This window comes from Alteromonas gracilis (assembly GCF_036870955.2).
Taxonomy (GTDB): Bacteria; Pseudomonadota; Gammaproteobacteria; order Enterobacterales; family Alteromonadaceae; genus Alteromonas; species Alteromonas gracilis_A.
Genome location: NZ_CP145482.2, coordinates 909,192 through 929,508, shown reverse-complemented (window position 1 = coordinate 929,508; position 20,317 = coordinate 909,192). Strand labels below are relative to the sequence as shown.

Below are 20,317 nucleotides of genomic sequence, written 5' to 3'. Positions count from 1 at the left end.
CACCGTGTTAGCAAGTAAGACGAGTGTAACGACAGAAAGTCATTGATGCCAGCGAGACAATGGTCTTAGTGAACTCAATGTTGCAACATTTTGACGACTAGCGTGTTTGCCAAAACTGGTAGAAATACTTATGAGTGATCTTAAATGCTTCACCTCCTTGCATAACGACACGCTGCTGATTAAGTTTTTGCTCAAGATGAGCGACATGTCGCTCGTTAACCGCGACAGAACGATTGCAGCGTTTAAAGTTGTGTTCACCTAGGCGCTTAAGTAAGTCGCAAAGCGTGGTACGTACAATGATATTTTCAGACAGTGTTTGTACGCACATGTAGTCTCCAGCCGCTTCAATCCATTTTATTTCTGCGGGGTTTAGGCAACTCCAACCGTTTTCTGAGCGTACGCCAACAACATTAGGCTGGTGATGTTGAGAAAGTTGGCGGCGAAGCGTGGCTAAAAGCGCTGACTCAGTAACGCCATATTGCTTACAAAGCCCTTCAACCATTAAATTAAACTGAAAGCCTCGTTCAAAATAATGATATTTATCTTGCACTCGACTGACTGCATGTTCAATTTGCGCTTCTTCAAATGGAAAAGAAATAAAGCCCGAGGCGTTATGTTGAAATGCCAGTAAAGCCTCTTGCTCTTTCTCGCCCACGGCTATCCAATAGCGAGACGCAAGGTTTCGACTAGATTGTGCAACAGAATAAAAGCCAATGGAGTTAGGATGCTTTTCAGCTAACGCTAAACAATGCCCGGTTGATTCAGCCTCAAAAATACGCGTGAACCTAGCCTAGTCTTTTCAAAACATCGACGAGGCTTGATTGGCAAGATATTGATTGTAAGAAAACCAGTGCGATCATCTGCTTTCCTTGAATACGCTAATATGATCTTCTGCTATCCAACGACTATAGATAGCGCCTTGTTGACCTCGGCGAAAAAGGAGCTGCAGGCATTGCAGCCCAAATCGCTAGGGTTAAACAACATATAACTATCGCTTCGCTGTAAGTACGTTAGGTTCTGCATTAACACGACGTGCTATAAGCGCCCCGTTTTTGACAGCATTATGCGTTAGTGCAAATGTGATCATATCTTCTCCATTGCACACTAGACCTTCATGCAAATCTCGTAGGCTCAACCCAGTACTTTTTACAGCATTGTGAAGGGCAAGTGGACGGTCGCTTTTTACAGCTTCGCAGACGGCAATTAAATCATTTTCCATTTCTTTAGGGTAACCACCCGCTTGCGCGGCAGTTGCACCAAGTGAAAGAGTAAGACCAATAAGGGCCATTTTAGTAATGCGGCGTGACATAAACATAACAAGTTCCTCTGATAATATTCGGCAACGCGGTGACTACCTCTTTTTGCCTCCGCATCATTAAATTAGTGAAACTTTTCGAGCATAACGCTATAAATTCGTTAAACCCCCTGTATTTGCGACGTTGCGATAAGTACCCCATTTGCGAGGTTTAATAATCGGTATAAACTGTTATTAGTCGTACGTTACACATACTTTGAAACATTCGAGTGAATTGCAGGTTTTAACACCATTACAGTCAGGGAAGCGTTATGCTAGAACAACAGCAATACCATCTTATAAGACAGCACATGCAACCGGGCGACATCATCGCATTTGGAGGCAATAGCTTATTTTCTCGTTGGACTAAACTGACAACCCGATCGGCAGTGACTCACGTGGCTATAGTGATGCAAACTAAAATGCGCGATGAAGACACCAACCGATACTTCAATCAGGTAATGGAGGCGACATCTTATAAAGGGAAACGCGGCGTTATGACGAATAGGCTGAGCGAACGCGTGGCATCTTATGATGGCGATATTTGGTGGTTACCGCTCTCAAGCGAATCTCGAAGCATTTTCGAGCAAAATAAAAAACGTTTTTTCAATTATATGTTTGAACAAGACGGCAAACCCTACGACGTACTGCAGCTGTTTGGCTCGGCCGTTGACGGCCTAGACGACCACCCTATATTTGGTGGTATCAGTTACAATCAAGAAGATTTTAATAGCTGGTTTTGCTCTGAACTTATTGCTGAAGGTTTAGAAACTGCTGGAATAATTAGCGGTGTTAATGCTTCTGAAGTGACACCTGTCGACATTTGTCGATTTAATATATTTAAACAACGTTATGTTCAACTAAAAGGGAAAGGACGAGCTATTGGGGGCTTCAACTCGTTAGAGGCAGACAATTGGGGGCAAATCGCCTGACCCCAATAACAAAGCTGTGCACTTTGAGTGCACAGCGCCACAATCAAAAAAAGCTGTCTTGGTGGATTTTAATAAACATGCTTGTACCAATTTTCGAATAATCGATTTTGTACTCTTTACCATTTAGCGTTTGGACAAACAGAAGCGTTTTCTCGTCACCAAACACGTCGCTGGTAGTTACATCCACCAACTCCATATCCATCATTTTTGCATCACGCTTGTTCTCAGGCACTTTGCCTTCATACTGCTTAATACCCTTGTAAGTTACAAGGACTGGCGGATGCTCATCACCATTGATTACCAATAGATCTAATTTTCTTATTTTGTGAATGATGGTATTACGACCACTAGTAATAAAAGGTTTTTCAGTCATTATCATCTCCGCGACTACTTACCTGCTTTTTTCAAAATATTAACAACGAACACAATTTGTTGAGTCTACCACGATGTTAACAAACAGCACATAAGCATTTGGTTGATATCTAAGTACAAAGTATAACCATATATTAGTGGTATTGGACAAAAAAACGCTAATTTTTGGGTGCATTATGCGTTTTTACAAAATTATCGTCCGTTAAACTGTGTAAAAAAGCCACTAACGCTGCTTTTTCCTTATCTGAAATTACAAACCCCTTAATAAAAGGACTACGATGAGGGTTAATTTCATCTACTTTATTACCCCCTCGAGCATAAAAATCTATCACTTCTTCAAGACTTGTAATGCTGCCGTCGTGCATATAAGGAGCCGTTAGCGCAATATTTCTCAGTGTAGGAGCCCTAAATTTGCCCATATCACTTTTGTTATGCGTAACACTGTAAAGCCCCATATCAGATTTTGGATAACTTCCCTTTCCGTCTACGTTATATAACCCTGTATTGTGGAAAGGCTGAACAGAGAACATTTGAAAACTATGTTTTGATGATTGGGTAAAGTTAACCCCGCCGTGACAATGAAAGCACTCAGTACGTTCGGAGAAAAACAAGTTGAGCCCCTCTATCTGCTGCGGTGTTAACGCATTGTCATCGCCAAGATAGGCATAGGCATCGAAGGCGCTGTTAAACGACACTAAACTTCTTACATAACTGGCAAGCGCCAAAACAACCCTATTCATATTTACTTCGTCATCGCCAAAGGCATCTTTAAACAAGTGTTGGTAATGCGGTGTGTTTATTCGCTTCAATATTTCTTGTTCATTTCCTGTGACGCCCATTTCGACAGGATGCTCGTTAAACAACGGGATAAGAATCTGTTTTTCTATGCTATCGAGATTGTTGTGTGCCCACGTAAACGACGCGTTATACGCCACATTTACCAGCGCCAGCGCATTACGATTGAGTTGCTCACCCTTTGCGCCTACCGAAACGCGCTTGGGCTCAGCAAATGCATGTTCAGGTAAATGGCAACTACTGCAAGACATGCTCTTGTCACCACTTAACGCCTTGTCAAAAAAAGGGCTTTCCCCAGCAACACTCCTTCTTCTGTCATGGGGTTATCCGAAGGAACAATAGGTGCTGGTACGTAGTCAGGCAGGGGCCATTGGTAAGGGGTAGGCGGTTTACTGCAGCTTAATAATACGCCACATAAAAGACAAAGTGTAAACCGCTTGATTAGGCAGGTTGTCATAGTAGGTAAATATACAACGGGTTAAAAGACAACAGATTGCCACTTTATCCATGGTCGATTTACCAGATTTTGAATTAGGCGTTTACACGGTTCACTATCTGGCGACTCGAACATGCAATTAGGCGCCTCATTAATATCCACTTTGGTAATGATGTCGGCCAATGACACTTCTAAATCGAGGTCACTGTCGAGCTGAACCATAGGTAAAACAAACTCAACGCGATTAGTAAATGCACAAGATGTTTCAGGAGGTCTAACGGCCGAATCAGACTCACACCCTACGCTGCCAAGGTGATAAGACCATTTGCTCGATTCAGCGCCGCTTTTTGATAAGTCTAAACGCAAAAACTTATGCCCATTCTGCCAACTCCAAAACATTGAACTGTCGTTAAGTGGCGATGGCTGAGTAAGTGGATTGGCATGGTTTGTGTCGAAAGGTAAGCCCATCGTAAAACGCAAACTAGTTGATAGCTTCAAAAATGCATCAGACACGTCCAAGAGTATCTTGTCATTCGCGTCTGCAGGCGAATTGCATAACGTATGAAATTTTAAAAGCGCCACATCCTGAGTTTGCCACTCATTTTGCTTGAACTTCACTCGCTGCCATTTCCCATCAATTTTCATTTCGGGCTTGCTTAAGTAAAAACCAAAGTAGTCAATGTTCCACCCCTGTTGGCCAACGTGCATAATCATGGGGCATGCACCTGAATCTATACCTACTATTTTCACCGAGTATTTCGCCAGGCTGTCGACTTCCAAAATCAAGCCCGTCGCATCCTGATAACGAGAGCATTAACGCTGCCAGTAACGTAGTGATTCCACATTTGCGCAAAAGCATTTTCATTCGTTTATGTACTTCCCTTAAATATCTGATACTTTTCTAAACAGAACTCACAATCATCAAAAGCATGGATGACAAGATGACCCCATCAAAATTACTGCCAATAGTGCTGCTTTTAGCATTTATTAGTCAAGGCACAACCGCGCATACCGACCATGATAAAGCGCGCTTCGTGGCCCAAGATGGTGTAGATAGCGGAAAGTGTGACAACAGGTTTAGACCCTGTAAAACGCTTCTTTACGCCGCACGCCAAGCAAATAAAGGCGACAAAATTTTAGTTGCTGAAGGCCAGTACACCTTTGATAGTGCACAACATAGCCAGGTACTAAACGACAGCTTACTCCCAGTGTTGGGTGGTTTTTCTCGTAGCGACCACTTTCAAGTTCAAAACCCAACCATTAATAAAACGACGTTAGTAAACGTACCCGCCTATTTGACTGAGTCTTTATACACCAAGGGGTTCAACAGTATCGCCGATGGCAAAAGTTCAACCGCGGCCTTCCAAACAGCAGCCAATGCCATGCAGGTTAGCAACCAACTCCTTACTAGCGAAGCGTGTGAAGATGGTCTAGCGGCAGGACGTTATCCGTGCGACAAGGTTGAGCTACTTGCAAATGTACCCGTTAGTTTGCTGTCTAGTGTATCAACAAGCGCAAATGACATTTGGGGTCATGTTGACTTAAATACGCAGCGTGAGTACGCCATTGTAGGCATGCGCAGCAGTATTGTGGTGGTTGACGTAACCGAGCCCACTGCACCTAATGTAGTCGGTGAAGTAACGGGGCAAAGTACCTCATGGCGCGACGTAAAGGTTTATCAGTACTTTGATCGCAATGCAGCGCGTTGGCGAGCTTATGCTTATTCTAGCGCTGACAGCGTTACAGAAGGGTTTACTATTATTGACCTTAACGACTTACCCAACAGTGTAAGTTTATTAAAGCGTAACAACGACGACAACCGCGCTCATAACATCTATATCTCTAATGTCGATTATACCTTTAATACGGCGCTTAACGATGCACGCCCACAGCTACACTTAATGGGGCAAGACAGCAGTGGCGGTGCATTTCGCTCCTATGCACTACAAGTACCACAGACACCTTCAGCCAGCTATGAACCTACTGTTTCGTCTGGGGGATACTATACTCACGACGCTTCATCTATGTTGATTACCGACGCAAGGGCACAAAGCGATTGCAACAATGCCATTGATGAGGGCTGCACCGTGATGCTGGACTTTAACGAAAGCGAAATGCGGCTGTGGGATCATAGCGATGCCGCTTCTGTTGAAGAACTTAGTAGCATAAGTTACTCGAATGTAGCTTACACCCACAGCGGATGGTTTAGCGAAGACCAGCGCTATGCGTTTGTTCACGACGAGTTAGATGAAAGAAATTTCAACCTGAACACCCGTGTTTTGGTGTTCGACATTACGTCTTTGACCACGCCAGTATTTGCTTAGGTAGATGGACTAGCGACAACCCAACCATCGACCACAATGGATATGTGAGGGGAAATCGATATTACATGTCGAATTACGAGCGCGGACTCACTATTTTGGATATTTCAGATCCGAGTTCTCCCTTCCAGGCAGGCTTTTTCGATACCTACCCTGCTCTCAATACCACTAATTTTAATGGCGCGTGGGGTGTATACCCTTTTCTGCCAAGTGGTAACGTATTAATCAGCGATATTCAGCGTGGACTTTTTGTATTAAAAGACAATACGTTAGCCTCTTCTACCGTCGCGGCATTTGCTGACAGTGTAACAACGACCCAAAGCGACACAATACTTACGCTGCCTGTGATGAAAATGGGTAACGATGCGCTTAGCGTCGGCTACCAAGTCATTCGCGGCTCAGCAAATGCTGATGATGTTGTAATGAGCCAAGGCGAGCTTACGTGGGCACAAGGTGATGATGCCGCTCAAAACATCTCGCTTGCTATTGCACCGAATGCTGCCAACGAAGGTGACGAACTGTTCTTTGTTAGGCTGTACAACCCACAAGGTGGCGGAATTGCACCTGGCCTTGGCTATATGCGCGTTACTATTGAAGGCACTGCGCAAACCTATGTTGCAGAGTTAAACATAGATGAAGTTACCGCACTAGAAACTGACGCCAACATAACGGTTAGCGTGTCTAGACTGGGAGGCACAGAAGGTGAACTCAGTGTTGAATACATGGTTGAAAGCGATACCGCAACAGTTAATCAAGATGTAGAAGCACAGTCAGGTACACTAACGTGGGCAGAGGGCGAATCACAAGCTCAAACCATTACGGTTGCACTTATCAACGACAACGACGAAGAAGCAGAAGAACGCTTCTTTATAACGCTAAGTGCTGAGAACGAGGAACAGCTGGGTAGTTTTAACCAAACAACGGTAACAATTAAAGATGACGAGAGTAATCAAGCTCCCATTGTGAATGCCGGAGATGATTTTGCAGCACTACTTCGTACATCGCAAACGTTACAAGGTAGTGCTAGCGATCCTGAAAATGCGCTTGTCAGCGTTTTATGGGAACAAACATCAGGTCCAGCTGTAACCCTTGCTGATGCGCAAACACTTCAAGCCAGTTTTACTACGCCTGACAACCCAGCGACCTTGACGTTTTCTTTGACGGCGACCGATGAATTTGGCGTGGCGAGTAGCGCAAGTATAGCCGTTGATGTCCAAGCGCCCGCCGAAACTGTTGATTTAGGCAATGACACTGTACGAAGCAGCGGAGGCGGCAGTTTGGGTGCGTTTAGTCTTATTGGTATAGCTGCATTTATGCTTCGTCGCCGACTGCGAGCTTGCCAGAATAATGCTGGAGCGCACTAAACATAAAAACAATTAAAATATTGAATAGGCCAAGTGGAATACAACACCATTTGGCCGCTATAACTACGCAACTTGAACAAAAATAAAGCAAACGCCACACAAAGCCATTAGTGAGGCGTGACAAGGCAAATAAAACTGCTTATACTTGCGCACGCTTGTGATTGTTAAGGCTAACAATTTCAACGCATCTTATCTAAATGGCCCTATAGCTCAGTTGGTTAGAGCATCCGACTCATAATCGGCAGGTCCCCTGTTCAAGTCAGGGTGGGGCCACCATTTTTCCTTCATCAATGTCATCTATGTTGTCGAAAGCAAAGTTTGGCCATTTTGGACAAACTATCTGATAACGAACTGAACACATTAATTACTCAAAAGCAGTTTTAAGGTTTTCTGCTCTTAGTATTCGCATGACATCAACGCAGTCATTAGAAACGACGTAGTAAATAGCATGTTTTCCATACACGCTGCGTCTATATCCCTTACGAATATGATTAACAGCCTGATAATGTAGCGGGTTTTCCGCAATGCTTTGAAACTGAATAATCAACCCGTCAATGTATGATTTAGCTTGAGCTAAACCAAAGTTATCAATGCCATATTCAAATAGCTGCTCCAAATCCTGATCAGCAGCACTACTTAATTTATACTTCGCCATTAGTTTGTTTTCTGGCAATCACCGCATTAACAATATCTTCAGGAGAACGAGAGCTGAAACCGCTTTGCTCTGCTTTGATCAGTTCTTGCCTAATAACTTCAACTTGGCTAGTACGCATTTGCTCTTTTCTGATTAAATCTCGTAATAACTCGCTGTCACTAGCATAATTACCTGTTGCAAGTTGAGCTTGCATCCATTGTTCTTGTTGATCAGTTACTGTGATACTTTTCTTTACCATTGCCATAATTTACCTCCAATGAAAGAAATCTCGTAAGGATATAATCCTACTTTACACTACCACAATAAAGTTTAGTTCAGAACGGGTAAGAATCAATTTGAGTTACACCATACAATTCATAGGTGGTAACAATATCGGTAAGATGGTGGTCATGACCGCGTTAAAACACGCACTTATAACGGGATTGTAAGCTTGCTAATGGGGCATCATAATCGGCAGGTCCCCTGTTCAAGTCAGGGTTGGGCCACCATTTTTTCTACTCTCATAGAATTTCCGCAAGAGCATCAATAAGTAGTTTTAAACAAATTACCGATCACTATTTCCAACAGTAAATTCAGATTGCGTTATGCGTGATAGGTTTAGGTATTCGACAAACAAAAGCGATATAAAATTGATATGGTAGTTTTGAAAATAAAATTACAGTAGCGGGCGAGAGAATGTAGTTGCCATAAAGCGCAAAGAACACTTATTAAAAAATCTTATTCCACAGCAACATGAGCCTTTGACTCAACTGCGTCTCCAATTACTTTAAGCAATAATCGGAGACGCTTCATCTTTTGGGTTTTGCAATCAATCAGACAGTTTATGAAGCGCAGCCTTGATGTCTGCAAGCGCTGAAGTTGCTGCAGTTTCTACTGCTTCTCTTGAGTCTAAGAAGATGCTCGCCTCTTCTTTGTTACTCGTTGCGACTGTTAGTCCTGTTTTGGCATCAATTAAGCGATAAAAAACAACCGCTCTTGATGAACCTATTCCTAAATCGCTTTGATAAGCGCTGGTTTCTGAACTCGTGTACTCAGCAACGAGTATGCCATCCACTTTCAAACCTTCAGCGATGGTTTTCATTTGCTTAACGTCGAATGCCTCTTCTCCGTTACCAAAGTTATCAACCACATATTTGGGCGAATAAATAATCATACTTTCAGTTGAAGTCAGATTATGCTCAAGAAGATTCGTTATCTCTTCGCCGAAACTACCATTTACTAGGTGAAACAACGATACTGCTCCACTTGGTACTCTCGTATCGTTCATTAAAAGCCAGGTTCGAACATGACGTTACGAATATACAAACGAAGATAGAAAATACGGTACGAAGAAAAGTCATATTTGTCCTTAAAATTTTGGTCAGCTGTGAAACTACGTGAATGATAAAAGCGATCGGCAATACACTTTTATTTCATATACAAATCAATGAATCTTCCGATGACGTCACTATCCTTACTACGCTTTACATGAGCTCCATCACCTATCCATGCTCCAGCTCGAAGGCTATCATTTCATCTATTTGAACGCACTAGATTTGAAGAGAATCATTATGTTGGGCAATATCGAATTGCTCTTTCACAACATTAAACAATGCAGATACTCAGATTTTGACAGATAAGGCAAAATAGTAAAGTGCTTTTGAACCTATAAATGCTCAAGTCTTAAGGCAATCTAAGCACTTTTGGTTTGTACAGCTCAATAGTTTTACACTCTTCGCGCCATTAAGTTATAGCGGTATAGATACGCTGGAACGACAGTGTACTAAAGTCGGTGAATAGAAAATTCCACCAATCAATATCTTGCAACGCATCTATTTGCTTTTTGTCGAAGCGTATCTAATCATTTTGGCAGGATCTCCACCAACAATAGCAAAATCGGGGACAGATTTTGTGACCACTGAGTTTGCGACAACAACAACCCCGTTGCCAATTTCAACGCCCATTGAAAGTGTTACATATTGGCCAATCCGAAAGTCATTTTTAATAACCGGAAACAGCTTGTCCCCATTAATGAGCAAAAAACCTCTGCTCTTTGAGTTGTTCGGTGTGTTTTTTTAGTCACCAGTACACTTCCCACAAACGAATCCTTTATATCTTTGTTCTTTAAATTTCAGCCCGAGACGATACTTCAAAAAATATGATCATGATATTGAAAAAAGGGGCTAAGCATTTATGCCTAGCCCCTTTTTTACATTAGGAAATGTGTTTGCTATTGTCTATTATTCAGGAACGCTTTCCACGCTCACTTCGGGCGCACCGAGTATCGCTTGCATCTATCACAAAACGTAGCGTTTGCGACTCAGTCACCGTTAGTCGAATATTGCCTGCGCCTTGTTGTAAGGTAAGCGACTCCCCTACATTGATTGCCCCGCCGTTACTTCCCAAATTCGGAGACGACCAGTTTGCCTCAGCCACTTTAAACTCATGGGTCCCTGCAGTAACAGAAAAGCTTATTGAATAAATACCTGCACCTTCGTAAGCCATTGGGCGAGAAGTCCCCCAGTCTCCCATAATACCGCGCACGTAAATCGTGGTATCACCATAAGGTGCTGGCACTGCATTTGGGTCTTGAGTGGTAATAGTAAGCACAGGGCTTGCACCGTTAGGCGCATCTAGCTCAAAGGTATAATCACCGTCGCTAATAATGTTTAACGTCAGGTTATTCCCGCCATTAGTCAGCGTAGCCGACTGGCCCGCACCAACGCTAACCCCACCGCCGATATTGGCTACGTCAAAGTTTTCATCCGCAAGTTTGAATTCATAGGTTCCTTCTAGCAAACTCACTTCAATACGATAAACGTCGTTGCCCACATACTCTAGCGGCAAAGAGGTATCCCACGCGTTCATGCCACCACGCAAATACACGGTTCTATCACCGTAAGGCGGTAATGCAGATAGACCAAAACCTTGTTCACCATTTTGTGGTTTCACAAATACAGCAGTAGTGAGTGCAGGTACACTAAACGTGCCGTTATCAAACGAAGCATTCTGCACTCGTTCATCCGCAGATGCTTGCTGATTAGCATGAAGCTCAAACCCAGTAGCATCACCAATGTAGAAGTCTTGAGCACTTTGTGTGCCGTTAAACATGACAACAATTGCGTCGTTATTCTGGTCGAGATCATCTAAGCCAATACCGTCGTCAAGGCTCATTACAATAAGCCCTTGCACTTGCCCTTCACCCGTATTGTGGAAGCGAATACGCTGTGAAATGTCTTCTGCACTGGTTAGTCTAAACAGCTTACTCGTTGCACGTACATTCAAAAATTCTGTAAACAGCGATGACGTTAAATGAATATCTTGTGCACCAAACGCCGAGTTAGGGTTTGCAGACACACCGCTTATCTCTCCCCATCTTGCTTGATTATCTTGCGCAAGTGGTAAACCAATATTCCAATTGCTCATCGTTTTGGTGAAATCGACGCGATTAAACCAATCACCCGCATCATACGTGTTGCGGTCCATTGATTTGGAGCGGATCAATTCAGAGCCCATGTGAAGGAAAGGGATACCCTGACTTAGCAATGGAATAGAAAGCGCCACATTTTGAACGCGTACGCGGTCTTGTAATGTCATATCGCTAGGCAACCCATACTGCAGCTCGTCCCAAAGGGCTTCATTGTCGTGCTTCGAGATATAGTTCACAGTGTCGGCAGGGTCTTCACTGTATCCAGCAGGTTGTCCGTTCCAATTGTAATCGTAGGCCGACAGGTATGAGCCATCAGCTGCCACAAATTGATAGCTACCCACATTGCCAACTAGACCAATTCTGATAGTGTCTTGGTCGTGCAAGCTACCGCCTTGATTGAATAGCGCTGCACTTCGCACGGCTTCACGTTGTCTATCAGAGAAGGTGCCAATTTCTGAGCCCGCCATATTAAGTTGCGCAGCTTGCTCGAACCGACGATTATTTACCACTTCACCAAAGTTCCATCCTTCACCATAGAAGTAGGTATCTGGGTCGACAGCGCGCACTGCTTCTCGCGCATCCAAAATAGCTTGTTTTGGAATATGACCCATTAGGTCAAAACGGAAAGAATCAAAACCAAAATGTTCTGCAAAGCTTACAAGCGAGTCATTCATAAGCTTAGCCATCATGACATGTTCAGTGGCTGTGTTTTCACAACATGTTGAATTTTCAATGCGCCCTGTGGTTTCGCTTAAACGCTGATAATATCCAGGTACTACTTTGTCTAGTACCGAATTATCGAACAGGCCTGAAGAGGCGGTATGGTTGTAGACAACGTCGAGCACCACGCGTAAGCCCATCTGATGGAGTGCTTGGTTCATTGCTCGCATCTCTACAATACGCGTCTCACCATCTGGGTCAGTCGCATAACTTCCTTCAGGTGCGGCAAAGTGGTGCGGATCATAACCCCAATTGAAGCCATCATACGCACGCATAGACTCGACCAATGCCTGTGCCTGAGTGGTCTCAGGAGAATAACTTTGGAGCACTTCGAGTAGCGTAGAATTGTCATTTTCTACACCACACACCGACGCTTGGGCATTCACACTACACAACCTTGCAACGGTGTCAGTTATGTCTACACGGCTTTCTTCGTCTTCGCGTATGGTGGCGATATCGTTAGCGGGCAGCATATGGAAATGAGTGAGCCCCGCATCCTGTAATGACTGTAAATGCTGCACAGGCACCGAATTTGATTCGGTAAAGGCCATATATTTGCCACGGTTTTCAGGGCTCGTACTCTCATCAAGAATACTAAAGTCACGAATATGGCTTTCATAAATAATGATGTCTTCCGGGTCGCCCGCCGCTTCAGCACGGTATGCCCATCCCATCCCGATGGCTTCAAGTCAGCATCGTCAAGGTTAACAAATTGAGTAAAGCGTCCATTGGTTGATAGTGAAATAGAGTAAGGATCGGTTGTTTCCACTACTTCAATGTTTTGCGTTAGCGGATGGTAAACAGTAAGTTCATAGCGGTAAAACTGTCTGTCTAGGCCTGCTTGTTCGCCCGTGTATTGCCAAATACCGGTTGCGCTATCTAACGTCATTGGCGCTGTGCTTTGCAACTGCCTAGCTTTGTTGTACACCTTTACGTTTACCGATTGCGCCGTAGGCGCCCAAACAGAGGCGGTCACCGAGCCATCGCTGTATTTCACACCAAGCTGCGCTTCATCAGCATCGCTTTCATTGCGCGTATAAAGGTAATCCAGCACTCTCGGTATTTGCACCCGCGTTGAGTCGACAACATTGCCTTCAGCATCTCTTGCCACCGCAATTAGTTGGCTAGGTAAGCAGCTGCTTAGCCTGTGCTTCACTAATATCAAGTTCAAACCCACTAAAACCATTTAAGTGTGGATTACTGTCATAGTGAACCTGTTCAGCATTCGCTATCGTCATTGGAATACGGGTAGCGGTGCCCAGTGCGCCAACGTTTAGCAGCGACACACCTGCACTGTCGATATCTAAACTCGCATTGTGCGAATGGTAAAGTGCGATATCTGATGCTTCACCATGGTCAGTAAGCCACAACATGGTGTTGTCATCCATCCAGTGCGCTCTTGCCCCATCAAGGAATTGCGGTCTGCTTGTAATAGGTGTGTACCATAGCTCAGGGAAGCCGTTGAAGGTAAAGGTTTGGTTGCCAAACTCTGGTTCAAAGCGGCTGTCAGCATCGCCTAATGCTTTGTCATTACCCTTGTGTACGATAAAGTTATAGCACTGTGCACCAGGCTCAACAGACAGTATGTAGTACGCGCCGTATTCTGGGTGCACGCCATCTGCAGGGTAAGGGTCAGGCCAATTACTGAAGTGCGAGCTTTGCGTTGTTGGTGCGGCATAGTTTCCACATGCTTGTCCATTCCAAAGGTGCAGACCCCAACCGTCATACTCACCGTCTTCGCGGTTATAGAACACCGCAATTTGGTTGTCATCCAGTGTTAGTCCAGTGCCACTTTGGTCTTCAACGAACGTCTGAACGCTTAGCGTTAACGCTAAACGCGCCCTTTTCACTTCAAAACGTGCCGTTACAGTTGTGCTTTCACCGCTTGCTAACGATTCTACCTCTGCTGTCAGATAAGGAATTCCATCTTCTTCACCACTGGCATTTAGAAGCGCATGACTAGTACTATCAAACATGACACGAATTGGCCCGGATATTACTGAATCTCCGGTATTTTGAATAGTTATAGTAGTTACATACTGTCGGTTGACGCGGTCAAAAACAAGTCGACTGGGGTATTGAGTATTAGCCGTTTCGGCTTGCTGCCAGTCGGCAAATGATGGTGTGCTAGCTAGCGCGATAAACGGCAAACAAAACAAGGATGACTTTTTCATAGCGGCATTCCTTGCTTTTTAGTATGACTGCGGCGAAGTGCAATCATACCTAGTCCAAACGCCAACAGGATTGATGTTTGCGGTGCAGAAACGTCGGTACTTTCTACCAATGACACATTATCAACAGTAAGTGTCGACGAAAATGATTCGAGGTTGAAGCCAGGCATTAGCGCAAAATCGAGAAAGAAGCCGTCATAGCTATTATCCAATTGTGCTGTGAAGGTGCCGCTGCTACTTTCGAACCCGAACAGCAATAATTCAAACTCTATCCCGTTATTTAGCACAACAGAAAACGCGTCTGAAAAATCATCGGTTTGCAAATCAGAACCACTAAAGAGCCAATCAAAACTCAAGTCTAAAACAACGCCATCAGCAACACCTGACAAGTCAAGCTGAGTAAACAGCGTGTTTGAAATACCGTCTGGAAATAAGTTGTCGGTACCCAGCATTGCTGAACACTGACCTGCATTATCAACGATAGAGAAATCGCTGGTATCGGCAGGCTCGCCGAACCCATCTGTATCTAAGCTCCAACCGCTAAAATTGCACGTTTGAAAGTCACCGTTGGTAATAAAGTTCGCGTTTGCTTGAGCACTTATCAAAAGTGCCGCACTAACGACTAAAGCCTTAATATTCATTTTCCCGCCCTGTTGTTAATATTTAATTTCCAAATGTAAAAATATTGTTTACAGGGCGGGATACTATTTAAACAATCGGCGCCTTTCTAGAGAGAAGCATCGAAAAACAGGGTGAATACGTATGCAATGCATACATAGAAATAACCTTATAAAGGTATTAATTAAGTGTCTTTTTTTAAGGAATGACGAAGTATTTCGTCAGTGCGTTCCTGGTCGATATTCAATGCTGTTATTGGGAATGGGATAACAATGCCCTCATCGTCAAAACGCTTTTTGAGCGCTTTAATAAAGGCGCTTTTAATGAAAAATAGGTTAAAGTATTCACGCGTGCGTAGCATCACTGTTAGGTTGATACTCGAGTTATCAAAAGTGTGAAAAAGTACGAATGGTTTAAAGTTTTTGACACCATACTCATGGTCACTAAGCACCATTTCTGCAACGGAAAGACACACTTTTTCAACCAGATCTAAATCAGAGTTATAGTGCACACCAACCTCAACTGGCACCGAAAGTTCCCTTTCGGGATAGTAATAATTAATTAACTTTGAATTAGACAGCTTACTGTTAGGCATAATGACTATATTATTAGGCAACATCCTCACCCACGTAGAACGCCAGCCAATTTTCTCTACAAAGCCCTGTTCTCCTGAATCAAGCTCGATGTAATCGCCAATGCGGATAGGCTTATCCATTACCAACTGAATGCCTGAAAAGAAATTTTCGAGGGTTGGTTGTAGCGCTAACGCCACGGCCAACGAAGTAATGCCAAGCGACGCCACAATTGGGGTGATAGAAATACCCATAGTGCTAAGAATGATAAGTACAGCCATAACTGCAAACACGGCACGTACAGCGCCACTAGCGATAGCACTGGTGTTTTTAACTAGCGTAGATTGATCGCGATAACGCCTAAGTGAATAGGTAACAAAGCGCTCCAATAAAAGGAAAAGCGTAATGATAAGGCCAGCTTCTATCGCTATGGATAAAGCCTGAACTAACATTTTCTCTTCCAACTGAAATATAGTGAAAACGCTTTTTACTAAAGAAAGGAAGATAACCAGAATCAGTAAATTTAATGGTGCATTCAACGACAGTACTAGCACGCGATACATATTAGACATGCTGCTCGTTTCAGAGCGAGCTTTCGCTTTAAGCCGCACTAAAATAAGGCGTTTGATCACAAAAAGTAGAATGACTACAGCCACTAGACTGGCAATAATCATAGCCTGCTGATTTTCTAAAACGCCTGAAATATCCATAAGTTAAACGCTCCACGCACGCCTCAAATGTCACTATTGAAAGGTTAGTAACTTTGCTATTTCAACTTAATACGCAAAAGCCACACCAAATAGAGCAAACGATGCTTTAGCACTTCGTTTCAAACTATTTTGCGTCTACACTGTGAATTGCAGACTGGTTTACTTTTTCACTATTCTCAATTATTAACGGCAAATACAGTGCCAAAATAACTATTAGGGTAGGAAAGCGACAAAAAGCATCGAGTTTATTATTTATGGTAATGCGCTATCGCAGGGTAAAAAAACATCAAAAGCCAAATCTAAAGGTGTCATATTGGTTTGCTGCCTTCTTTCTTTTGTTGGCGTTAAGTGCATGTAGTAGTAGCAATTTCTTCAAACAAAAAGCGCAACCCGTTCCACTTGTAACTAGTTATGGCTACGGTTTTTTACCTGACCTTAATAAAATTAAAACCCGTGCTCTTAGAGAGCGATGCGAAAGGCAAGAACGCAATTCCGCACTTGGCGTTACCTTGCTGCTCCACTGCTCACGAACACTACTTGGACGAGATGATTTAAGTGCTAGTGATCTTGAATTTGCTCGTCGACATTACAATGCATCAGTCAACATACTGTTCCACCAGCGGAACATCCAAGATAATTTGGTTCAGGTAAATTATTCCGGTCCAAGTAAAATTTTCCTAGTTGATGACATGATCACATCAGAGGAGCGCCTACAACCAAGGGTCTTTGGCGACATTGGCGCGGCTGCGGTGAGCTTTCGCAAAAATAGAAATAGCAACAATACCAATATCGATCCTAACTTCCCTTTAGAAGGCATTTTTTCATCGTTTAGCATCTATGCAAGCGACATCAGCTTACAAGGTCTTAGGCTTCACGTAACCCTGACTGCAATTCCCACTGCCAGCAATAAAAAGATAGGTTTTGCAAATCAAGAATATGCACTTCGTTACTCTCCTAGCGCAGCGTTTCTTGGGTTATTGCAAAATGCTGACATTCATAACTTCAGCTGGCTCGGGTTTACCAATGCCGAAAAAGCAGAAAGTCGCATGGGAGTATTTAGTATTGGCGAGCTTTCATCAACAAAAACGCCGTTGGTCATGCTCCACGGATTGAACTCCGACCCGCTTATTTGGCGCTATCTCACTATGGCTATTTTAAATGATAAATCACTGAGCCAGCGTTTTCAGATTTGGCATGTGTATTATCCTTCAGGCCCTCCTCCATTTTACAATGCCATGCGGGTTCGCAAACTTCTTAATGCATTAAAACAGCGCATTAATACAGGCACTCAAACTGATGAAGCTGTTCTTATCGGTCATAGTATGGGAGGTGTCATTGCCAAGCTGTTGTCTAGCCAACCCGATAACAAGTTGTGGAATACTACATTCACTTCTCCGCCAGAATCTCTGTTATCAGAAGAAGATGAAGACGTACGTGATGTGTTTTTGTTTTCTCCTGTGTTTGAACGAAATACGGTTTTCTTTTTAGATACACCACACAGAGGCTCTGATGTTGCTAATAGCTTAATTGGCAGTATAGGCTCCTCGCTGATAAGCCTACCATTTAATTTCAGAGAGCTTTTTCGTGGCTTTATCAACAAAGTAGGCATAAACAAACTTACCCACGCTATGCTGCCATTTTTGCAAAACTATGGGCCCGATAGTGTGCAAGTATTGCGACCAAACCATCCACTCATGACGACGCTGGCCACGATACCAGTCCAAGGCACTTGCTACTCAATTATTGGTTCATCTGGCGCACTTTCTTGCGACACGCAATCTAACTGCTCATCGATTAGTGACTCAGTCGTTACCTACGACAGCGCATTCATTGAAGACGCTCAGGAAACGCGAATAGTATCGTCATCACACAACTCATTTAAAAGCCCAGAAGCCATATCATTTATTTTGGAAAAGCTGCAGCATATTGATAAATAGCGTATTATCTCTAACCAACAAGTGACCAAGCAATGCATTGAGGAATGGCTACGTGTCTAGAATGAATTATCATCACCTCTATTACTTTTGGCGTGTGGCTAATACGGGTAACCTTACTCAGGTCGCCAACGAAATTCATTTGTCTCAATCTGCAATATCAGCGCAGCTTAAGCAATTTCAAGAAAACATGGGCGTTGCGCTTCTAACGCGTAAGGGACGTTCACTCGTGTTGACTCCACAAGGTAAGCAAGTGCTTGCTTACGCCGATGAGATATTCTCAAAAGGTGAGGAACTTGAAAACCTTATCAACAAAGGGCTGCCATCTCAGTTAAGCCATATTTCTATTGGCGTGCTTTCTAATTTATCGAGAAACTTTGTTGAAAGTTTTACCTTGCCGTTAATCAATAACAAATTTGCCACGTTTTCATTGCAAACAGGCAGTCTAGAGTCTCTGCTAGAAGGCCTTTCCAGTTTTAGGTTGGACATTATATTGACCAACCATAATGTAGAGTTAGGACAGCAAAACGGAATTTGGCATAGCGAATTGGTCTCGCGTCAAGCAATTGAGATAATAGGCCCATCAAAACCTCAACGCGCGCGAAAGTTTCCTCAAAGTTATGCCGATGCCTCGTGGGTGCTACCATCACAGAATAGTGAAATACGCTCAGCCTTCAGCATAGCGTGCGCAAAGGTGCAGTATTCGCCTAAGATCAAGGCTGAAACCAATGACATGGCTATGCTTCGCTTATTGGCGAGAGACAGCGGAGCCTTTTCTGTTATGCCATCAGTTGTCGTGCGCGACGAGGTAGCCAATGGCCTACTTCACATACAGCAAAGTTTGCCAGACGCCTATGAGCATTTTTATGCCGTGACTTTAGCTAAAAAGAAAGTACCGTCAAACGTCCAAAAAATTATCGATACCGCAAAATTAGACGCCAACTTATCGACAAAACACAAGAGTGATTAACCCGCTACAACCCGTCCAATACGATTATTAATGGCTATCCATGGCGTGGTTGTTGGCGTGCTTTCTAGATAAATACAGGACAGGGCTAGTTTGTCGAGCTGGTGTAATGCATCGTAAAATCGTTTGCTGTAATGACTTGGCTCACTCGATAACTGCAGGTGATTTTCCTCATCAATATGCCCTGATAATCGGGGCGACGAATAACTAATAAGCCCTTCGTTTCTGCGCAGCCCTTTGCATTCTATCTCTTTAGTGGAAAGCAGAAAAACGGGCGTATTTGGTTGATAGTGTTGCTTAGCACTGCCAGGAACAGTGATGCCTAAATTAGCCGCATAACGAACTTCTCGGTGAAGCGTATCTGACAACATGATATCGTCGATAGGCCCGGGACGAAGAATAGTCGGAATATCTCGTGTTACGTCGATGATTGTAGATTCTATGCCGACCTCGGCATCTCCCCCATCTACAACAGCAGCAATGCGCCCATTTAGCGAGGTTAATACATGTTCAGCGGTAGTGGGGCTGATAAACTTGTATTTGTTAGCTGAAGGCGCGGCAAGACCGGCCTTAGACGCCTTTATCAGCGCAATAAAGTCTTGGCTATCAGGAAACCTCAACACTACGGTATCTTGCCCTGCGGTGACCGAACCTGATACCCAAGGTTGCTTTTTAAGCAAAATAGACAGCGGGCCAGGCCAATATGCGTTTGCAAGTTGGTAGGCTGACTCTGGAATATCCCTTGCCCATTTCACTATATCGTCAATGTCGGCAATATGCACAATTAGAGGGTTACTGGTAGGTCTGGCTTTTGCCTGAAAAATATTTTCAATCGCGAGAGGGTTATTCGCATCACCAGCTAACCCGTAAACAGTCTCTGTTTTAACCGCCACGCATTCTCCTTTTTGAATCAGCCTGGCAGCAGTGTCGATGTCTTCAGGAAAAGACAGTGTAAGCGTTGTTTTATTCATGATCTACCTGATATTTTTTGCCTAATATAGGATCAACCAAAGTCTCATATAAATAAAATAACTTTTTATCAAAAAA

Annotated in this window: 20 protein-coding genes and 1 tRNA gene; 6 read left to right on the top strand and 15 right to left on the bottom strand. The window is 43.6% G+C overall.

The window, feature by feature from the left end; translation table 11 throughout:
• Positions 1–97: 97 nt before the first annotated feature.
• Both V6N89_RS04500 and V6N89_RS04495 read right to left on the bottom strand, forming a co-directional pair.
• Complete coding sequence (locus V6N89_RS04500; protein ID WP_338516527.1) at positions 98–655, bottom strand: LytR/AlgR family response regulator transcription factor; 558 nt, start codon at positions 653–655, stop codon at positions 98–100.
• A 333-nt stretch (positions 656–988) separates the two neighbouring features.
• Positions 989–1,315 carry a DUF3718 domain-containing protein gene (locus V6N89_RS04495; protein ID WP_338516526.1) on the bottom strand — a complete coding sequence of 109 codons (327 nt, stop codon included), beginning with the start codon at positions 1,313–1,315 and terminating at the stop codon, positions 989–991.
• A gap of 251 nt (positions 1,316–1,566) precedes the next feature.
• Between V6N89_RS04495 and V6N89_RS04490 the strand changes: the two genes are divergently transcribed.
• Positions 1,567–2,226 carry a hypothetical protein gene (locus tag V6N89_RS04490; protein ID WP_338516525.1) on the top strand — a complete coding sequence of 220 codons (660 nt, stop codon included), beginning with the start codon at positions 1,567–1,569 and terminating at the stop codon, positions 2,224–2,226.
• A gap of 43 nt (positions 2,227–2,269) precedes the next feature.
• On the opposite strand, the gene V6N89_RS04485 is transcribed toward V6N89_RS04490, so the two are convergent.
• From V6N89_RS04485 to V6N89_RS04475, 3 genes are all read right to left on the bottom strand, one after another.
• A complete protein-coding gene (locus V6N89_RS04485) occupies positions 2,270–2,599 on the bottom strand; it encodes a hypothetical protein (protein WP_334019253.1) in 330 nt (109 codons plus the stop codon).
• A gap of 157 nt (positions 2,600–2,756) precedes the next feature.
• On the bottom strand, positions 2,757–3,644 hold the full coding sequence (locus V6N89_RS04480) for an MbnH family di-heme enzyme (RefSeq protein ID WP_346993475.1): 888 nt from the start codon (positions 3,642–3,644) through the stop codon (positions 2,757–2,759).
• Positions 3,645–3,871: 227 nt separating this feature from the next.
• A complete protein-coding gene (locus V6N89_RS04475; RefSeq protein ID WP_346993474.1) occupies positions 3,872–4,615 on the bottom strand; it encodes an MbnP family copper-binding protein in 744 nt (247 codons plus the stop codon).
• Between the two features lie 155 nt (positions 4,616–4,770).
• On the opposite strand from V6N89_RS04475, the gene V6N89_RS04470 reads away from it, so the two are divergent.
• From V6N89_RS04470 to V6N89_RS04460, 3 genes are all read left to right on the top strand, one after another.
• Positions 4,771–6,153 (top strand): choice-of-anchor B family protein, encoded by a 1,383-nt coding sequence (locus V6N89_RS04470; RefSeq protein WP_346993473.1) that lies wholly within the window; start codon positions 4,771–4,773, stop codon positions 6,151–6,153.
• A gap of 44 nt (positions 6,154–6,197) precedes the next feature.
• Positions 6,198–7,514 (top strand): choice-of-anchor B family protein, encoded by a 1,317-nt coding sequence (locus tag V6N89_RS04465; RefSeq protein ID WP_346993472.1) that lies wholly within the window; start codon positions 6,198–6,200, stop codon positions 7,512–7,514.
• 199 nt (positions 7,515–7,713) lie between these two features.
• A tRNA-Ile gene (locus V6N89_RS04460) sits at positions 7,714–7,790 on the top strand.
• Between the two features lie 88 nt (positions 7,791–7,878).
• Here V6N89_RS04460 and V6N89_RS04455 read toward each other — a convergent pair.
• The 9 genes from V6N89_RS04455 to V6N89_RS04420 all read right to left on the bottom strand — a co-directional run bounded on the left by V6N89_RS04455 (position 7,879) and on the right by V6N89_RS04420 (position 16,369).
• Positions 7,879–8,169 carry a type II toxin-antitoxin system RelE/ParE family toxin gene (locus V6N89_RS04455; RefSeq protein ID WP_338516521.1) on the bottom strand — a complete coding sequence of 97 codons (291 nt, stop codon included), beginning with the start codon at positions 8,167–8,169 and terminating at the stop codon, positions 7,879–7,881.
• The gene (locus tag V6N89_RS04450) at positions 8,156–8,413 is read right to left on the bottom strand and encodes a ribbon-helix-helix domain-containing protein (RefSeq protein ID WP_054552832.1); all 258 of its coding nucleotides are present in this window, start codon (positions 8,411–8,413) and stop codon (positions 8,156–8,158) included. The genes V6N89_RS04455 and V6N89_RS04450 overlap by 14 nt, the downstream gene beginning before the upstream one ends.
• A 564-nt stretch (positions 8,414–8,977) precedes the next feature.
• Positions 8,978–9,436: a hypothetical protein gene (locus V6N89_RS04445; protein ID WP_346993471.1), complete on the bottom strand. Its 459-nt coding sequence runs from the start codon at positions 9,434–9,436 to the stop codon at positions 8,978–8,980.
• A 544-nt stretch (positions 9,437–9,980) separates the two neighbouring features.
• A complete protein-coding gene (locus V6N89_RS21680) occupies positions 9,981–10,112 on the bottom strand; it encodes a hypothetical protein (protein WP_431189786.1) in 132 nt (43 codons plus the stop codon).
• Between the two features lie 280 nt (positions 10,113–10,392).
• A complete protein-coding gene (locus V6N89_RS04440; protein ID WP_338520217.1) occupies positions 10,393–12,771 on the bottom strand; it encodes an alpha-1,6-glucosidase domain-containing protein in 2,379 nt (792 codons plus the stop codon).
• Positions 12,717–13,469, bottom strand: coding sequence for a hypothetical protein (locus tag V6N89_RS04435; protein ID WP_346993470.1), 753 nt, complete (start codon positions 13,467–13,469; stop codon positions 12,717–12,719). The genes V6N89_RS04440 and V6N89_RS04435 overlap by 55 nt, the downstream gene beginning before the upstream one ends.
• Positions 13,423–14,472 (bottom strand): pullulanase-associated domain-containing protein, encoded by a 1,050-nt coding sequence (locus V6N89_RS04430; protein WP_346993469.1) that lies wholly within the window; start codon positions 14,470–14,472, stop codon positions 13,423–13,425. Before V6N89_RS04430 ends, V6N89_RS04435 begins: the two co-directional genes overlap by 47 nt.
• A complete protein-coding gene (locus V6N89_RS04425) occupies positions 14,469–15,110 on the bottom strand; it encodes a hypothetical protein (protein WP_338516516.1) in 642 nt (213 codons plus the stop codon). The genes V6N89_RS04430 and V6N89_RS04425 overlap by 4 nt, the downstream gene beginning before the upstream one ends.
• A gap of 161 nt (positions 15,111–15,271) precedes the next feature.
• Positions 15,272–16,369: a mechanosensitive ion channel family protein gene (locus V6N89_RS04420; protein ID WP_346993468.1), complete on the bottom strand. Its 1,098-nt coding sequence runs from the start codon at positions 16,367–16,369 to the stop codon at positions 15,272–15,274.
• Between the two features lie 305 nt (positions 16,370–16,674).
• Between V6N89_RS04420 and V6N89_RS04415 the strand changes: the two genes are divergently transcribed.
• Positions 16,675–18,306: a lipase family alpha/beta hydrolase gene (locus V6N89_RS04415; protein WP_346993467.1), complete on the top strand. Its 1,632-nt coding sequence runs from the start codon at positions 16,675–16,677 to the stop codon at positions 18,304–18,306.
• A 61-nt stretch (positions 18,307–18,367) separates the two neighbouring features.
• Positions 18,368–19,273 carry a LysR family transcriptional regulator gene (locus V6N89_RS04410; RefSeq protein WP_338520216.1) on the top strand — a complete coding sequence of 302 codons (906 nt, stop codon included), beginning with the start codon at positions 18,368–18,370 and terminating at the stop codon, positions 19,271–19,273.
• Here V6N89_RS04410 and V6N89_RS04405 read toward each other — a convergent pair.
• Entirely contained in the window at positions 19,270–20,241 is a 972-nt protein-coding gene (locus V6N89_RS04405) for an L-threonylcarbamoyladenylate synthase (RefSeq protein WP_346993466.1), read from the bottom strand. The genes V6N89_RS04410 and V6N89_RS04405 overlap by 4 nt on opposite strands.
• Between the last annotated feature and the right edge of the window lie 76 nt (positions 20,242–20,317).

Excerpts from the sequence above, each read along its gene's own strand:
- V6N89_RS04430 (WP_346993469.1), bottom strand. The coding sequence starts at position 14,472 with ATGAAAAAGTCATCCTTGTTTTGTTTGCCGTTTATCGCGCTAGCTAGC.
- V6N89_RS21680 (WP_431189786.1), bottom strand. The coding sequence starts at position 10,112 with ATGGGCGTTGAAATTGGCAACGGGGTTGTTGTTGTCGCAAACTCAGTG.
- V6N89_RS04405 (WP_346993466.1), bottom strand. The coding sequence starts at position 20,241 with ATGAATAAAACAACGCTTACACTGTCTTTTCCTGAAGACATCGACACT.
- V6N89_RS04495 (WP_338516526.1), bottom strand. The coding sequence starts at position 1,315 with ATGTTTATGTCACGCCGCATTACTAAAATGGCCCTTATTGGTCTTACT.
- V6N89_RS04480 (WP_346993475.1), bottom strand. The coding sequence starts at position 3,644 with ATGTCTTGCAGTAGTTGCCATTTACCTGAACATGCATTTGCTGAGCCC.
- V6N89_RS04440 (WP_338520217.1), bottom strand. The coding sequence starts at position 12,771 with ATGCTGCCCGCTAACGATATCGCCACCATACGCGAAGACGAAGAAAGC.
- V6N89_RS04470 (WP_346993473.1), top strand. The coding sequence starts at position 4,771 with ATGACCCCATCAAAATTACTGCCAATAGTGCTGCTTTTAGCATTTATT.
- V6N89_RS04410 (WP_338520216.1), top strand. The coding sequence starts at position 18,368 with ATGAATTATCATCACCTCTATTACTTTTGGCGTGTGGCTAATACGGGT.
- V6N89_RS04445 (WP_346993471.1), bottom strand. The coding sequence starts at position 9,436 with ATGAACGATACGAGAGTACCAAGTGGAGCAGTATCGTTGTTTCACCTA.
- V6N89_RS04425 (WP_338516516.1), bottom strand. The coding sequence starts at position 15,110 with ATGAATATTAAGGCTTTAGTCGTTAGTGCGGCACTTTTGATAAGTGCT.
- V6N89_RS04485 (WP_334019253.1), bottom strand. The coding sequence starts at position 2,599 with ATGACTGAAAAACCTTTTATTACTAGTGGTCGTAATACCATCATTCAC.
- V6N89_RS04455 (WP_338516521.1), bottom strand. The coding sequence starts at position 8,169 with ATGGCGAAGTATAAATTAAGTAGTGCTGCTGATCAGGATTTGGAGCAG.
- V6N89_RS04450 (WP_054552832.1), bottom strand. The coding sequence starts at position 8,413 with ATGGCAATGGTAAAGAAAAGTATCACAGTAACTGATCAACAAGAACAA.
- V6N89_RS04490 (WP_338516525.1), top strand. The coding sequence starts at position 1,567 with ATGCTAGAACAACAGCAATACCATCTTATAAGACAGCACATGCAACCG.
- V6N89_RS04420 (WP_346993468.1), bottom strand. The coding sequence starts at position 16,369 with ATGGATATTTCAGGCGTTTTAGAAAATCAGCAGGCTATGATTATTGCC.